General features: G+C 47.7%; 12 protein-coding genes and 2 riboswitches. Of the genes, 10 read left to right on the top strand and 2 right to left on the bottom strand.

The genetic code is table 11. From position 1 onward, the window contains the following. The first annotated feature begins 15 nt into the window (after window positions 1–15). The 7 genes from rpoC to metK all read left to right on the top strand — a co-directional run bounded on the left by rpoC (window position 16) and on the right by metK (window position 10,991). Window positions 16–3,561: a DNA-directed RNA polymerase subunit beta' gene (gene rpoC / locus E7L17_RS00945; protein WP_316321386.1), complete on the top strand. Its 3,546-nt coding sequence runs from the start codon at window positions 16–18 to the stop codon at window positions 3,559–3,561. Window positions 3,562–3,852: 291 nt separating this feature from the next. Continuing rightward, window positions 3,853–4,284, top strand: coding sequence for a 30S ribosomal protein S12 (gene rpsL, locus E7L17_RS00940; RefSeq protein ID WP_009060375.1), 432 nt, complete (start codon window positions 3,853–3,855; stop codon window positions 4,282–4,284). Between the two features lie 162 nt (window positions 4,285–4,446). Next, window positions 4,447–4,917 carry a 30S ribosomal protein S7 gene (gene rpsG, locus E7L17_RS00935; protein WP_187138289.1) on the top strand — a complete coding sequence of 157 codons (471 nt, stop codon included), beginning with the start codon at window positions 4,447–4,449 and terminating at the stop codon, window positions 4,915–4,917. A 75-nt stretch (window positions 4,918–4,992) separates the two neighbouring features. Next, on the top strand, window positions 4,993–7,074 hold the full coding sequence (gene fusA / locus E7L17_RS00930) for an elongation factor G (RefSeq protein ID WP_316321385.1): 2,082 nt from the start codon (window positions 4,993–4,995) through the stop codon (window positions 7,072–7,074). A gap of 164 nt (window positions 7,075–7,238) precedes the next feature. After that, window positions 7,239–8,444, top strand: coding sequence for an elongation factor Tu (tuf, locus tag E7L17_RS00925; RefSeq protein ID WP_316321384.1), 1,206 nt, complete (start codon window positions 7,239–7,241; stop codon window positions 8,442–8,444). Between the two features lie 201 nt (window positions 8,445–8,645). After that, a riboswitch (FMN riboswitch) is annotated at window positions 8,646–8,776 on the top strand. Window positions 8,777–8,855: 79 nt separating this feature from the next. Beyond that, on the top strand, window positions 8,856–9,428 hold the full coding sequence (locus E7L17_RS00920) for an ECF transporter S component (RefSeq protein WP_316321383.1): 573 nt from the start codon (window positions 8,856–8,858) through the stop codon (window positions 9,426–9,428). A gap of 196 nt (window positions 9,429–9,624) precedes the next feature. Further along, a riboswitch (SAM riboswitch) is annotated at window positions 9,625–9,726 on the top strand. A gap of 83 nt (window positions 9,727–9,809) precedes the next feature. Further along, the gene (gene metK / locus E7L17_RS00915; protein WP_316321382.1) at window positions 9,810–10,991 is read left to right on the top strand and encodes a methionine adenosyltransferase; all 1,182 of its coding nucleotides are present in this window, start codon (window positions 9,810–9,812) and stop codon (window positions 10,989–10,991) included. Window positions 10,992–11,161: 170 nt separating this feature from the next. Here the strand turns inward: metK and E7L17_RS00910 are convergent, their stop codons facing one another. Next, window positions 11,162–11,485, bottom strand: a complete 324-nt coding sequence (locus tag E7L17_RS00910) for a hypothetical protein (RefSeq protein WP_316321381.1) — start codon at window positions 11,483–11,485, stop codon at window positions 11,162–11,164. Window position 11,486: 1 nt separating this feature from the next. Beyond that, complete coding sequence (locus E7L17_RS00905) at window positions 11,487–11,690, bottom strand: helix-turn-helix transcriptional regulator (protein ID WP_316321380.1); 204 nt, start codon at window positions 11,688–11,690, stop codon at window positions 11,487–11,489. 195 nt (window positions 11,691–11,885) lie between these two features. Here E7L17_RS00905 and E7L17_RS00900 point away from each other — a divergent pair, with 195 nt between their 5' ends. The 3 genes from E7L17_RS00900 to E7L17_RS00890 are packed head-to-tail and all read left to right on the top strand — an operon-like array spanning window position 11,886 to window position 15,183. After that, the gene (locus E7L17_RS00900; RefSeq protein WP_316321379.1) at window positions 11,886–12,239 is read left to right on the top strand and encodes a hypothetical protein; all 354 of its coding nucleotides are present in this window, start codon (window positions 11,886–11,888) and stop codon (window positions 12,237–12,239) included. Window positions 12,240–12,287: 48 nt separating this feature from the next. Continuing rightward, window positions 12,288–14,504 (top strand): ATP-dependent RecD-like DNA helicase, encoded by a 2,217-nt coding sequence (locus E7L17_RS00895; protein ID WP_316321378.1) that lies wholly within the window; start codon window positions 12,288–12,290, stop codon window positions 14,502–14,504. After that, window positions 14,494–15,183 carry a ComF family protein gene (locus E7L17_RS00890; RefSeq protein WP_316321377.1) on the top strand — a complete coding sequence of 230 codons (690 nt, stop codon included), beginning with the start codon at window positions 14,494–14,496 and terminating at the stop codon, window positions 15,181–15,183. The genes E7L17_RS00895 and E7L17_RS00890 overlap by 11 nt, the downstream gene beginning before the upstream one ends. Window positions 15,184–15,203 lie beyond the last annotated feature (20 nt).

Here is a 15,203-nt window from a genome sequence, read left to right as displayed (position 1 = left end):
ACAGGGGGTTGCAACATGGAATTTAACGTATTTGAATCAATGAAAATCGGCCTCGCTTCTCCGGATACCATCCGCGAATGGTCGCACGGCGAAGTAAAAAAGCCCGAAACGATTAATTACCGCACCCTGAAACCGGAACGTGATGGTTTATTTTGCGAAAGAATTTTCGGGCCGCAGAAGGACTGGGAGTGCCACTGCGGAAAATACAAGAGAATTCGTTACAAGGGTAAAATCTGCGAACGCTGCGGCGTTGAAGTAACTACCGCAAAGGTTCGCCGTGAGCGCATGGGCCACATTGAGCTGGCCGCACCTGTTTCTCACATTTGGTACTTTAAGGGCATTCCCTCCCGCATGGGTTTGATTTTGGACATCTCGCCTCGTATGCTGGAAAAAGTTCTGTATTTTGCCCTTTATATTGTTACAGACCCGGGTGATGTGCGCGAACTCCAGAAAAAGCAGATGCTCAATGAAAAAGAATACCGCGATATGCGCGAAAAATATGAGGACGATTTCAAAGCAAGCATGGGTGCTGAAGCAATTCAGACTCTGCTTGCAGAGATTGACCTTGATAAAGAGTCTGAAGAGCTGAAGGTAGAGCTGGAGAATTCCTCTGGACAGAAGCGCGTTCGCATCCTGAAAAGACTCGAGGTAATGGAGGCGTTCCGCCTTTCCGGCAACCGTCCCGAATGGATGATTATGAATTCCGTTCCCGTTATCCCGCCGGATCTTCGTCCTATGGTACAGCTCGACGGCGGCCGCTTTGCGACCTCTGACCTGAACGACCTGTATCGCCGCGTCATCAACCGTAACAACCGTCTGAAAAGACTGTTGGAGCTTGGTGCGCCGGATATTATCGTGCGCAATGAAAAGCGTATGCTGCAAGAAGCAGTGGACGCCCTTATCGATAACGGCCGTCGCGGCCGCCCGGTAACTGGCCCGAACAACCGCCCGCTCAAATCCCTTTCGGATATGCTGAAAGGTAAGCAGGGTCGTTTCCGCCAGAACTTGTTGGGTAAGCGTGTTGACTATTCCGGTCGTTCGGTTATCGTTGTTGGTCCTGAACTTAAGATGTTCCAGTGCGGTTTGCCAAAAGAAATGGCTCTAGAGCTGTTTAAGCCCTTTGTTATGAAGCGCTTGGTTGAAACCGGTCTTGCTGGTAACATTAAGGCAGCAAGAAAAGCGGTTGAGCGTGCAAAGCCCGAGGTTTGGGATGCGCTTGAAATCGTAATTAAGAATCACCCGGTTTTATTGAACCGTGCACCTACACTTCACCGCTTGGGTATTCAGGCGTTTGAACCGGTTCTGGTAGAAGGCAAGGCGTTGAAGCTTCACCCGTTGGTTTGTACCGCATACAATGCGGACTTCGACGGCGATCAGATGGCGGTTCACGTACCGCTTTCCGCAGAAGCACAAGCGGAAGCCCGCTTCTTAATGCTGGCTGCCGGCAACCTGCTGAAGCCCTCCGATGGACGCCCCGTTGCAGTTCCAACACAGGATATGGTTCTGGGCTCCTATTATCTGACTCTAGATAAGGATGGCGAGCTGGGCGAGGGCAAAATCTTCCGCGATGTGGATGAAGCTTTGATGGCTTATGACACCGGAGTGGTTGAGTTGCATGCCAAAATTAAGGTGCGCCGTTCTCTTGAAATTAACGGGGAGCTCGTTACCGGTTTGGTTGATACTACCGTTGGCCGCATCATTTTCAACCGTCCCATCCCGCAGGATTTGGGCTTTGTCGATCGTTCCATTCCAGAAAACCGCCTGAAATTCGAAATCGACTTCTTGGCGGGCAAGAAGCAGCTTGGTAAAATTATTGACCGCTGCATCCGTGTGCATGGAACCTCGAAAACGTCTGAAGTGCTTGATAGCGTAAAATCGCAGGGCTATAAATACTCCACGAAGAGTGCCATCACCGTTGCGGTTAGTGATGCTACCATTCCTGGGGAGAAAAAGACACTTATTAAAGAAGCTGACCATCAAATCGATATGGTTACTGATGAGTACAGAAACGGTCTGCTTTCCGAATCGGAGCGCTACAATGCTGTTCTGAAAATTTGGGAGAGAACCACAAACCAGGTTACAGATGCTCTGCAGCATGCACTGGATCGCTACAACCCCATCTTCATGATGGCGGACTCCGGCGCCCGTGGTTCGATGAGCCAGATTCGTCAGCTCGCTGGTATGCGCGGACTGATTGCGAATACCTCCGGTCGTACCATTGAAATTCCAATCAAGGCAAACTACCGTGAAGGCCTAAACGTTTTGGAATACTTTATTTCTTCTCGTGGTGCTCGTAAGGGTCTGGCCGATACCGCTCTGAGAACGGCGGACTCTGGTTACCTGACCCGCCGACTGGTTGACGTTTCGCAGGAAGTTATTATTCGTGAAGACGACTGCGGTACAATGGAAGGCCTTGAAGTATTCGATATTCGCGAGGGTAAAGAATCGATTGAGCCTCTTACCGAACGTTTGCAGGGTCGTTACCTTGTGGAAGACTTTGTGGATGCTGAGACTGGAGAAGTGCTAGTTTCGAAAGATAAGCTGATGGATGAGCAGGATGCGGACCTGATTGTATCAAAAGGTACAACACTCATTAAGATTCGCTCTATCCTCAATTGCCACGCAAGACATGGTATTTGCAAAAAGTGCTACGGTGCCAACCTTGCAAACGGCCAGCCTGTTAATGTTGGTGAGGCTGTTGGTATTATTGCGGCTCAGTCTATCGGTGAGCCTGGTACACAGCTGACCATGAGAACGTTCCATACCGGCGGTGTTGCCAGTGCGGAAGATATTACACAGGGTCTGCCGCGTGTTGAGGAACTCTTCGAAGGTAGAAAGCCGAAGCACCTTGCTATCATCAGTGAAATTCCCGGTGTGGTTTCCTTTGAGGAAATCAAGAAGAACCGCCATGTTGTTATTACCAACCGTGATAACAGTGACCAAAAAGCCTACCTTGTTCCGTTCGGCTCGCGTATCAGCGTGAAGGAAGGGCAGGAGGTTAAGGCTGGCACAAGGCTGACTGAGGGTTCTGTTAACCCGCACGATGTTCTCGCAATCACCGGCCCGCAGGCCGTGCAGGACTACCTGATTCAGGAAGTACAGCGCGTTTACCGTATGCAGGGCGTTGATATTAACGATAAGCACATTGAGGTTATTGTTCGCCAGATGATGAAGAAGGTTCGCATTGAAGAAGCAGGCGACACGAACCTTCTGCCCAGTGCACTGGTGGATAAGAGCGACCTTGAGGCAGAGAACGAGGCAGTTCAAATGCGCATAGACGCAGGCGAAACCGAGTTGCAGCTTGCAACCTTTACTCCCATGCTGCTTGGTATTACCAAAGCCTCTTTGGCTACCGATTCGTTCCTTTCTGCCGCATCCTTCCAGGAGACCACACGCGTTCTTACCGATGCCGCTATTAAGGGCAAGGTTGACCCGTTGCTCGGCCTGAAGGAAAACGTATGTATCGGTAAGCTGATTCCCGCCGGTACCGGCATGAAATGCTACGGCGATGTTGTGGTTGAGTGCGAAAAACCGGTATTGACAAACGACGCAGTATCGTGATAAAATAACCAATTGTGATGATTTGTGAAAAGAACAGCGAAAATCCTGCTCAAAGCAACGTAAAAAGGGCAGGATTCCGCTGTGCTCTTGTGAATTTTTTACAAATAGTATTCTTGTAATTCTCTGTTTGTGCCATCTTTTTTTCGGTAAAAAATAAGAGAAAACGGCATTAATTTGTAAAAAAATTCTTGCTTGCTTAGTGCAAAGACAAGCCATCCATAGTATCAATTCGGTTAATACGGGAAGAATATTCCTGTTTAACATATTTATTCTTAAGTGAGGAGGTGTCATATGCCCACGTTTAACCAGTTGGTCCACAAGGGCAGAGAAGTCAGCGAAAGAAAGGCTAAGGCCCCTGCGCTATTAAAAGGTTGGAACTCCAAGAAGCGTATTGCTATCGATCAGGATTCCCCTCAAAAGCGCGGCGTTTGTACTTCTGTTAAGACCGCTACACCGAAGAAGCCGAACTCGGCTCTTAGAAAGATTGCCAGAGTGCGTCTTTCCAACGGAATTGAAGTAAGTGCTTATATTCCTGGTGTTGGTCACAATCTGCAGGAGCACAGTGTTGTAATGATTCGCGGCGGTCGTGTAAAAGACTTGCCTGGCGTGCGTTACCACATTATCCGTGGTACTCTGGATGCCCAGGGTGTTGCGAAGCGCATGCAGGCCCGTTCCAAGTACGGTGCGAAGCGTCCGAAGCCCGGCGCTGCGAAAAAGGGCTAAAAACCGAATATGACAGAAACCTTACGGCTGCGTGCGCATGCACACCTGCGGCGTTTTTATATTGATTGATTTTTCTATTAATAGATAAGAGCGTCTCTCGGCCCACGGGAGTTTGTCCTTTCGAGTACCTATGATATCATTTTTGTGAAGGAGGGAAGTAAAGTGCCAAGAAGAGGTTCTATAGCGAAACGTGATGTTTTGCCCGATCCGCTTTACAAATCCAAGCTTGTCACCAGACTGATCAATAACATTATGCTGGACGGTAAAAAGGGTGTATCCCAGAAAATCGTTTACGGTGCATTTGATATTATCAGCGAGAAAACAGGAAAAGAGCCGCTCGAGGTTTTCGAGCAGGCTATGGAGAACGTAATGCCTTCTCTAGAGGTTAAGGCTCGCCGTGTTGGCGGTGCTACCTACCAGGTTCCTATGGAGGTTCGCCCTGAGAGAAGACAAACGCTGGGTCTGCGTTGGCTCACTCGTTATTCGAGACTGAGATCTGAAAAGACCATGAAAGAAAGACTTGCCGGAGAGATCCTTGATGCGATTAATGGTGCCGGTGGCGCTGCCAAGAAGCGTGACGATACGCATAAGATGGCGGAGGCCAACAGGGCGTTTGCTCATTACAGGTGGTAATTTTCCGGCGCTGACCGAAAGATTTTCCGTGTGTAATCATGAGCGGATACATTTTTCAGATTTAAGGAGGAAACTATGCCGAGGCAGGTATCGCTTCAAATGACAAGAAATATCGGCATCATGGCCCATATCGATGCCGGTAAAACGACCACTACAGAAAGAATTCTGTATTATACGGGTATTAACCATAAAATTGGTGAAACCCATGACGGCTCCGCTACCATGGACTGGATGGCACAGGAGCAGGAGAGAGGTATTACTATTACCTCCGCTGCGACTACCTGCTTTTGGAAGGGGCATAGAGTCAATATTATTGACACTCCCGGCCACGTTGACTTTACCGTTGAGGTAGAGCGCTCCCTGCGTGTGTTGGACGGTTCCGTTACCGTTTTCTGCGCAAAGGGCGGAGTTGAGCCTCAGTCTGAGACCGTATGGCGTCAGGCTGAGGAATATAAGGTTCCCCGTATGGCTTACATCAATAAGATGGACATTATGGGTGCCGACTTCTACCGCGTGGTACAGATGATGAAGGACCGCCTGAAGTGCAATGCGGTTCCGATTCAGCTACCAATTGGCAGTGAAGATGTGTTCCGCGGTATCATCGACCTAGTAAACATGAAAGCTTATGTTTACTACGATGATCTGGGCAAAGATATTCGCGAGGAAGAGATTCCCGAGGATATGAAAGAGCTGGCGGACAAATATCACACCGAGATGGTTGAGCATGTGGCTGAGCAGGATGACGCTTTGTTTGAGAAGTACCTCAACGGGGAAACTCTTACCGAAGATGAAATCCGCAACTGCATCCGCAAGGCAACTCTAGCGAACCATATGGTTCCGGTTACCTGCGGTACCTCTTACAAGAATAAGGGCGTTCAAAAGCTTCTCGATGCGATTATTGACTATATGCCTGCTCCAACAGACATTGAGTCGATTAAGGGTGTAAATCCTGAGACCGAAGAGCCTGAGGTTCGCCATTCTTCTGATGAAGAGCCTTTCTCAGCTTTGGCGTTTAAGATTGCTACCGACCCCTTTGTTGGTAAGCTGTGCTTCTTCCGTGTTTACTCCGGTAAACTAACGGCAGGTTCTACTGTTTACAACTCTACGAAGGATAACAACGAGCGCATCGGCCGTATTCTGCAGATGCACGCAAACCACCGTCAAGATATTGATACCGTGTATGCGGGCGATATTGCTGCGGCGGTTGGCCTGAAGAACACCGTCACCGGTGATACCCTGTGCGACGATAAGCACCCGGTTATCCTCGAGTCCATGGAGTTCCCGGAGCCTGTTATTCGTGTTGCAATTGAACCCAAGACAAAGGCCGGCCAAGAGAAGATGGGTATTGCTCTTGCGAAACTCGCAGAAGAAGATCCCACCTTTAAGGCTTATACCGACGAAGAGACTGGCCAGACCATCATCGCCGGTATGGGCGAGCTTCACCTTGAAATCATTGTAGATCGTTTGCTGCGTGAATTTAAGGTTGAGGCGAACGTTGGTAAGCCCCAAGTTTCTTACAAGGAAACCATTCGCAGAAACTCTGATGCTGATACGAAATACGCAAGACAGTCTGGTGGTAAAGGCCAGTATGGTCATGCGAAGATTCGTATTGAGCCCAACCCGGGCAAGGGCTACGAGTTTATAAATGCGGTAGTTGGCGGTGCGATTCCGAAGGAGTACATTGGTCCTATCGATCAAGGTATTCAGGGCGCTATGCAAACCGGTATTTTGGCAGGCTACAACGTTGTTGACGTAAAGGTTACCCTGTATGATGGCTCCTACCATGAGGTTGACTCCTCTGAAATGGCATTTAAGATCGCCGGTTCTATGGCGTTCAAAGAGGCTATGAGAAAAGCTGACCCGGTTTTGATGGAACCCATCATGAAGGTTGTTGTTACTGTTCCGGATGAGTATATGGGCGACGTTATCGGCGACCTGAACTCCCGCCGTGGTATGATTCTGGGCATGGACGCTGTTTCCGGTGCACAGCAGATCAACGCGGAAGTTCCGCTTTCTGAAATGTTTGGTTATGCAACCGACATGCGCTCCAAAACACAGGGCCGCGGCCAGTATGTTATGGAGCCCGCACACTACTCTGAGGTGCCGAAGTCTGTATCGGAAAGCATTATTTCCGACCGCAGCAAAAAGAACGACTAACAAGTGCAAAAGGCTTGATTTTTCATACCCAACTTGTTAGAATAGGCGTAGCCTTGTAATGAGAATCAGGGGAGCTATATGGCTTTCTTATGGAGTTGGGCTTGCCCGCTTTAAAGGTTCTTATAATGAAATGAATTAATTGAAAAATAAAAGGAGGATTTCCAATGGCAAAGGCAAAGTTTGAAAGAAACAAACCGCACATAAACATTGGTACCATCGGCCACGTTGACCATGGTAAAACCACATTGACCGCCGCTATCACTAAGGTTCTTAACCTGAATGGTACTTCCGAGTTCGTAGATTATGCGAACATCGATAAGGCTCCCGAAGAAAGAGCACGTGGTATCACGATTAACACCTCTCACGTTGAGTATCAGACTGCAACTCGCCACTATGCTCACGTTGACTGCCCTGGGCATGCTGACTATGTTAAAAACATGATCACCGGTGCTGCTCAGATGGATGGCGCTATCTTGGTTGTTTCCGCTGCTGACGGCCCTATGCCCCAGACCAGAGAGCACATTCTGCTTTCCCGTCAGGTTGGCGTGCCGCACATCGTTGTATTCATGAATAAAGCTGACCAGGTCGATGATCCTGAGTTGCTGGACTTGGTCGAGATGGAAATCCGCGACCTGCTCAACGAGTACGAGTTCCCGGGCGATGATACCCCGATTATTCGTGGTTCCGCTTTGAAGGCTTTGGAATGCGCTTCCACAGACATCAATGCGCCTGAGTACAAGTGCATTCTTGAGTTGATGGACGCTGTTGACAGCTTTATCCCCACTCCTGAGCGTAAGGCTGACCTGCCCTTCTTGATGCCTGTTGAAGACGTTTTCACCATTACCGGCCGTGGTACTGTTGCTACCGGTAGAGTTGAGCGTGGCCAGCTGAAGACATCTGAAGAAATTGAGATTGTTGGCTTGTCCGAAGAGCGCCGCAAGGTTGTTGTTACCGGTATCGAAATGTTCAGAAAAATTCTGGATTACGCCGAGGCTGGCGATAACGTTGGCGTTTTGCTGCGTGGTATTCAGAGAACTGAGATCGAGCGTGGACAGGTTCTGTCTAAGCCCGGTACCATTCACCCCCACACAAAGTTCAAGGGTCAGGTTTACATCCTGAGCAAAGAAGAAGGCGGCCGTCATACTCCGTTCTTCAACAACTACCGTCCCCAGTTCTACTTCAGAACAACTGACGTTACCGGCGTTATCTCTCTGCCCGAAGGCACTGAGATGTGCATGCCTGGCGATAACGTTGACATGGACGTTGAGCTGATCACCCCCATCGCTATTGAAGAGGGTCTTCGCTTCGCTATCCGTGAAGGCGGCCGTACTGTTGGCTCCGGTGTTGTTACTGGCGTTACAACGGCTTAATTACAGGTTTTAACTTGTCTGACTGCCCCCAACCTTTTTGGTTGGGGGCTTTTTGTTAAAAAATTTTTTTGAATTCAATAATAATAGAAACTATGAGAACAGTGAAGATATTGATAATAGTTCTTAAATACTAAGAAAATACTGCAAAACGATGTTGACAAATAAATATCAGAGGGATATAATAAATATAACAAATTAATAAGCTGTCTTCGGGGCGGGGTGTAATTCCCCACCGGCGGTAATGCGGTTTTGTGCCGTTAGCCCGCGAGCTAGTGCTGATTTTGGTGAGATTCCAAAGCCGACGGTATAGTCCGGATGGAAGAAGAACTGCGCGTTTTGCGTTTGTTTTGTCCCGCAGATATTCTGCGGGATTTTTTTTCGTTGACAGCGAAAAAAGGAGAGAAAATAAGAATGAACAAACCCATGACCCAGAAAAGCATTCTTCAAATGACCCAGCTAGCTGTTTTAGCCGCAATTTCAGTAGTGCTCATTGCTTTCGTACGTATTCCTTTAATCCCTGCTGCACCTTTTTTAGAGTACGATATGGCAGATGCTCCCATACTAATTGCAGCGTTACTATTTGGCTCTGGTCCTGCATTTTTAGTGCTTTTTGTGGTTTCCATTATTCAATCAATGTTTTTTGGCAGTAATGGTTGGGTTGGTCTGGTCATGCACCTTATGGCCTCCGGTGCTCTTGTTTATTTGGTTGGCGAGTTTTACAAAAAGAAACAACGATTTACAGATGCAGTAATTGGTATGGTACTTGGCACATTGGCAATGACTGCACTCATGGTTCCTATGAATTACATCTTTACCGTTCACTTTTTTGGTATGCCTAAAGCAGTGCTCGACACATTAATCTGGCCGGCAATTATTCCGTTTAATTTGCTAAAGGCAGGTCTAAACAGTGCAATTGCGGCAGTTCTTTTTAAGTCCTTACAGCCATTTGTTCAAAAAAATCGCAAAATGATTCATCCGGTTTAGCAGTTATTTTTTCGACATTTATTTTGTATTCTTCATATAATATGATATAATGGGCTTACAGCATAGCATGTCTTAATAATGGAGTGCTTGCGGGAGTTTCAATAATCTGTTTGGCTTTTAAATTTGCATATCTTATAAAGACTATAAAGTTATTTTTAGTCTGAGGTATTTTTTACGTAACAAACAACAGAATAATTCCTTATCAAGAGTGACGGAGGGAACAGGCCCTGTGATGTCCGGCAACCTACGCAATGAGCGAAAGGTGCCAAATCCTGCGGATAAAGCCGGCAGATGAGGTTGCTTCCCACCGTTTGGCTTCTCCAAGCGGTGGTTTTTTATTTTCTGTAAATTTTCTACTTTTAATTATCTAGGAGGCTTACTATGTCAAAATATTTTTTCACTTCTGAATCAGTAACGGAGGGTCATCCCGATAAAGTTTGCGACCAAATATCTGACGCAGTGCTAGATGCCATTTTGGCGCAGGATGATAAGGCTCACGTAGCCTGCGAGGTAACTGCCACTACTGGATTGGTGCATGTTATGGGTGAAATTTCAACCGAGTGCTATGTCGATATTCCCGCAATTGCCCGTGACGTAATTCGAGACATCGGCTACGATGACCCGCAATATGGGTTCGACGGCAACTCCTGCGGCGTTCTCACCTCCATTGATATGCAGTCCCCCGATATTGCGATGGGTGTGAATCAGTCATTTGAGGCTCGTGGCGGCGCTACGGATGAAAATGATTTGATTGGTGCTGGCGATCAGGGAATCATGTTTGGATTTGCTTGCAATGAAACCACCAATTTGATGCCGTTGCCGATTTACCTTGCCCATGCGCTGGCCAAACGCTTGGCAGCAGTGCGCAAAGAGGGAAAGCTTGCTTACCTGCGTCCCGATGGAAAAACACAGGTAACCGTAGAGTATGTGGATGATAAGCCCATTCGTGTGGAAGCGGTCGTTGTTTCTACGCAGCACGACCCCGATGTAACACAGGAGCAAATCTATAAGGATATTCTTGAGCATGTGGTTCATCCGGTTATTAATGCGGATTTGCTCGATGAAAATACAAAGTATTATATCAATCCCACCGGGCGCTTTGTGGTCGGTGGACCAGTGGGTGACAGCGGCCTGACCGGTCGGAAAATCATTGTAGATACCTACGGTGGTTTTGGTCGCCATGGCGGCGGTGCTTTCTCCGGTAAAGACCCGACGAAGGTGGACCGTTCCGCGGCATATGCGGCTCGCTATGTGGCAAAGAATATTGTTGCCGCAGGCATTGCCGAAAAATGCGAGGTACAGCTTGCTTATGCCATTGGCGTAGCACGCCCGGTTTCTATTTTGGTTGAAACCTTTGGTACCTCAAAGTATTCTAGCACTGAATTGGAAGCTGCCATTCAAAAGGTGTTTGACCTTCGCCCGACTGCGCTGATTCAGTCTCTTGGGCTCAATCGTCCCATTTACAGAGCCTTGGCTGCTTACGGCCATATGGGGCGTGAAGATTTGGGCGTTGCATGGGAAAAAACCGACAAAATAGAGCAACTAAAGGCTGCTCTTGTTTAATTCAATCGATTATATTTTAAAAAAGAGGAAAGCCTTGTGCTTTCCTCTTTTTAGTAATTGTCAATGATTAAAAAAGCATTAAATTGTAATTTATCTTTCTTTAGAAAGTACTTTGCTCCCTATTCCAATCGAATTATGATTTGTAATTTTCGTTACAAGCTTTGAATGTATTAGATTTGTTTATCAAAATACTTAATTGCGATTAATTCGAGCAAATTACGTATGCCAATAAAGAAGACTCCGAATATGGTTACTCTTTGAAGTGTGAATACAATTTCGGTATCAATAAAAAATGGAATTAATGTTCCGACAAACACTAGTAAAATTAAAATCGAGTTTGCTATATTGGCAGTCTGATTGGCTTTCAACTGTATCGTCTGCCAGCGTTCATCTTTCTTATACTCTACTTCTTTTTTTGCCTTTAAAAAGTATAGCCAAAATGTGACTACTAGAGCTAAAACAAGAAAAATTAAAATAACCATTTGTTCTGTCATACTATTTTTCCTCCTTATGTTCAAAAACTACATCAATCGAAACTCCAAATGTTTCTGCAATTCTGAATGCTAATTCTAGGGATGGAGTATATTTGTATCTTTCTATTGATATGACAGCTTGTCGCGAAACTCCAACTTTATTTGCTAAATCTTCCTGCGTCCAATCCCTTTCAGCTCGCAAAACTTTAATTTTATTAGATATCAAAGTAATGATTCCTTTCCAAAATGTAATGTGTTGATTACTTTTATTGTAATGTACTCATTACATTTTGTCAATATGTAAGTGGAAAAGCCAATACTTTATTTACTGCATAGCAGTGCTTGACTACTTCACTAACGGAGTGCTTCTTGAACTGTCAATTTTTCTTCCTTCGCATATCATAACAATGAGGTGATAAACATGGAAGATATGATCGGCAGAATTCTGGTGGCGTTTTTTGCAGTTCTAGGGCTTACTGAGCTGTGCCGTTTTGTATTGTTCTGGCTGACCCGCCCCACCAGAGAAGAAAAAATCACCGTTCTGGTGTGTGTTTCAGGCAACGACAGCAGAGTGGAATATCGACTGCGCGGTGCGCTGGAGCGTTTGCGCTGGCTGCGCCATACGGGGCACAGAGAGCTTATTTGTGTGGATTGTGGGATGGATAAAGAAACAAGAGCGGTATGTGAAGCCTTCGCGCTGGCGAACCCCAGTGTACGCCTTTGTATAGCAGCGGATTTACCCGAAACACTGCGTGCGGAGTTTGCAAATACATAGAAAAAGAGGTATACTGAAAACAATAGCAATCAAGCTGAGGATGGAAATATGCAGGAAAAACAATTGCTCGAACTAACCGGAACAGTAGAAGAAATTGTATTTAGCAATGAGAATAACGGTTACAAGATTTTGGAACTGAAAGCAGGGGAGGAACTGATTACAGTAGTCGGTACCCTCCCCTGGGTTGGTTGCGGAGAAGAGCTGCGGGCAATTGGCACGTGGGTGCATCACCCAAGCTTTGGCCAGCAGTTTAAAGCAGAGGCGTTTGAGCGTTCTGCTCCCAAAACAGCAGATGCAATCTTACGCTACCTCTCTTCTGGTGCAGTAAAAGGAATAGGCCCGGCTACCGCAACGCGTTTGGTGGAAGCTTTCGGTGAGCACACGCTGGAGGTTATGGAAAAAGAACCCGAGCGCCTTTCCAGTATTAAGGGGCTTACCAAAGCAAAGGCAGAGAAAATCGCGCAGGAATTCCAGCGGATTTACGGGATTCGTGAGATAATGCTGTACCTTGGGGGCTTTGGCATTACGCCGGAAGAAGCACTGCGGGTTTGGAAGCAATATGGCCCATCCTCAAAAGAACTCATTCGCACCGACCCCTTTTTGTTGTGTGTGGATGGAGTCGACATCGATTTTGGACGTGCCGACCTCATTGCCGAATCTGCCAGTGTTGAGCAAGATGATTTTTCGCGCCTGCGTGCAGGGCTGCATTATGTGCTTCGCCACAACACGAACAATGGCCACACCTGCTTGCCGCAGGACAAGCTGATACCGGCGGCTTCGCGAATGCTGGGGATAGAACCGGAACGCATTTTCACTGTGTTACAGGAGCTCAAGGAGGAGCACGTGCTTATCCCTCAGTTTTTTGGGGAGAGGGAGTTTGTGTTCCTTCCGCGCTACTATCAGGCGGAGGCGTACTGTGCGGGCCGGCTGTTGATGCTGCTGCGGTACCCCGCTCAGTCTCTGCGCAATATTGATGGGCACATTGCGGCAGTAGAAACCCGCCTTGGCATTGAATATGCCGAGGGGCAGAAGCAGGCAGTGCGGGAAGCATTGCAGGAAGGCATGCTAATATTAACCGGCGGCCCCGGAACTGGTAAAACAACGGCACTCAACGCAATTATCTCCATATTGGAAGAGCAAGGGGAAAAGGTATTGCTGGCGGCGCCCACTGGGCGTGCGGCGAAACGAATGTCTGAGGTGACGGGCAAGGAGGCGAAGACCATCCACCGTATGCTTCAGGTAGAATGGAACGACCGTGATGCACCAACGTTTGCCCGCAATGAAAAGAATCTGCTGGAGTGCGATGCTCTTGTGTTGGACGAGCTTTCAATGGTAGACGTGCAATTGTTTGAAAGTGTATTGCATGCGCTTCCCTTGGGGTGCCGCCTAATATTGGTAGGTGACTGTGACCAGCTCCCCTCTGTGGGTGCGGGCAACGTGCTGGGGGATTTAATTCACTGTGGTAAGTTCCCTGTCGTTCAGCTGCAAGAGGTCTTTCGCCAGTCAATGAACAGCCTAATTATCCGGAACGCGCACCGGGTGGTTGCGGGTGAAATGCCAGAGCTGCATGACCGTACCGGCGATTTTTTCTTTCTCCCACTGCGGCAGGCAGATAAAATTGCAGATACGGTGGTGGGCCTATATACCGAGCGTTTACCGCGTACTTATGGCTATGACCCAACGGTAGATATTCAGGTGCTTTGCCCCGGTAAGCGCGGCGCTGTGGGAACGGAAGAAATGAACCGCAGCTTGCAGCAGGCGCTGAATCCGCCCGCACCCCATAAAAATGAGCTTACGGCAAACGGAACCGTTTTACGTGTGGGCGACAAGGTGATGCAGGTAAGAAACGATTATAACCTTACCTGGATGCGCTCGGATGGTACCTCTGGTGAGGGCGTATATAACGGGGACGTTGGCACATTAATAGAAGTTGACAAACGCGGTGGCACGCTCACGGTGCAAATGGATGACCGCTATGTACTCTACCCACTTGAAAGCGCCGCAGAGCTCGATTTGGCTTACGCTATGACGGTTCACAAAAGCCAGGGCAATGAGTTTCAGGCAGTGGTAATTCCGCTTTACACGGGGCCATCACAGCTTAATTACCGCAACCTGCTGTATACCGCCATCACCCGAGCAAAATCACTTTTGATTTTAGTCGGGATGGAGCATGTAATCGAAGCGATGGTAAACAATAACCGTAAGACCCTGCGCTATTCCGGGATGGGCTGGTTCTTGGCAGAGGAAAGCGTACATGAGCTTTAATTCATTTTCGAGCCACATTTTAGAATTTATTTACCCACCGCGTTGTATGTTTTGCCGCAAAATCATTTTACCCGGCAAAACATGCTGCGAGGTTTGTGAGAGTACGCTTGTGCCCTCCCATTGGGACGCACGCATCATGGAGTCGCAAAGCGGGAAAACTCTCGTTTGCATGGCTCCAGATGAATACAACGGTGACCTGCGAAAGGCCATGATTGCATTTAAGTTTCACAATAAGCCCAAACATGCGGATTTTTTTGCAAAGAGAATGGTGGCACAGTTAGAGCAGAGCTCTTTTTTTACCCGTGCCGATGGTATTACAAGCGTACCGCTTTCACGCGAACGCCTGCGGCAGAGAGGGTATAATCAGTCGGAGCTGATTGCCCGTGAAATCGCCGCACAAATCGGGCTCACTTATTCCACATTATTGGAGAAGAATGTGGAAAATCACGAGCAGCACCGCCTTCACAAAAAAGACCGCCAAGAAAACGTGCGTGGTGTATACCGGCTTTTGCCCGGCTATCCCGTAAAAGGTAGGCGTATTTTGTTGGTAGACGATATTCTAACAACGGGCGCAACACTGGGGGAATGTGCGTTTGTGTTATACAATGCCGGTGCAAAGGAGGTTCTTTGTGCGGCAGCCTGCCGAGTGCCCTCTGGGCAGGAATCCTTTTCCAGTTGAAAACAAGCACGAAATGTTCT

Source organism: Clostridium sp., assembly GCF_032576335.1.
Lineage (GTDB): Bacteria > Bacillota > Clostridia > Oscillospirales > Acutalibacteraceae > Faecalispora.
Note: the sequence above shows the minus strand (reverse complement) of the source record. Positions and strands in the feature narration are given on the sequence as shown.

Excerpts from the sequence above, each read along its gene's own strand:
- E7L17_RS00920 (WP_316321383.1), top strand. The coding sequence starts at position 8,856 with ATGAACAAACCCATGACCCAGAAAAGCATTCTTCAAATGACCCAGCTA.
- metK (WP_316321382.1), top strand. The coding sequence starts at position 9,810 with ATGTCAAAATATTTTTTCACTTCTGAATCAGTAACGGAGGGTCATCCC.
- E7L17_RS00910 (WP_316321381.1), bottom strand. The coding sequence starts at position 11,485 with ATGACAGAACAAATGGTTATTTTAATTTTTCTTGTTTTAGCTCTAGTA.
- E7L17_RS00890 (WP_316321377.1), top strand. The coding sequence starts at position 14,494 with ATGAGCTTTAATTCATTTTCGAGCCACATTTTAGAATTTATTTACCCA.
- tuf (WP_316321384.1), top strand. The coding sequence starts at position 7,239 with ATGGCAAAGGCAAAGTTTGAAAGAAACAAACCGCACATAAACATTGGT.
- rpsL (WP_009060375.1), top strand. The coding sequence starts at position 3,853 with ATGCCCACGTTTAACCAGTTGGTCCACAAGGGCAGAGAAGTCAGCGAA.
- fusA (WP_316321385.1), top strand. The coding sequence starts at position 4,993 with ATGCCGAGGCAGGTATCGCTTCAAATGACAAGAAATATCGGCATCATG.
- E7L17_RS00900 (WP_316321379.1), top strand. The coding sequence starts at position 11,886 with ATGGAAGATATGATCGGCAGAATTCTGGTGGCGTTTTTTGCAGTTCTA.
- E7L17_RS00895 (WP_316321378.1), top strand. The coding sequence starts at position 12,288 with ATGCAGGAAAAACAATTGCTCGAACTAACCGGAACAGTAGAAGAAATT.
- rpoC (WP_316321386.1), top strand. The coding sequence starts at position 16 with ATGGAATTTAACGTATTTGAATCAATGAAAATCGGCCTCGCTTCTCCG.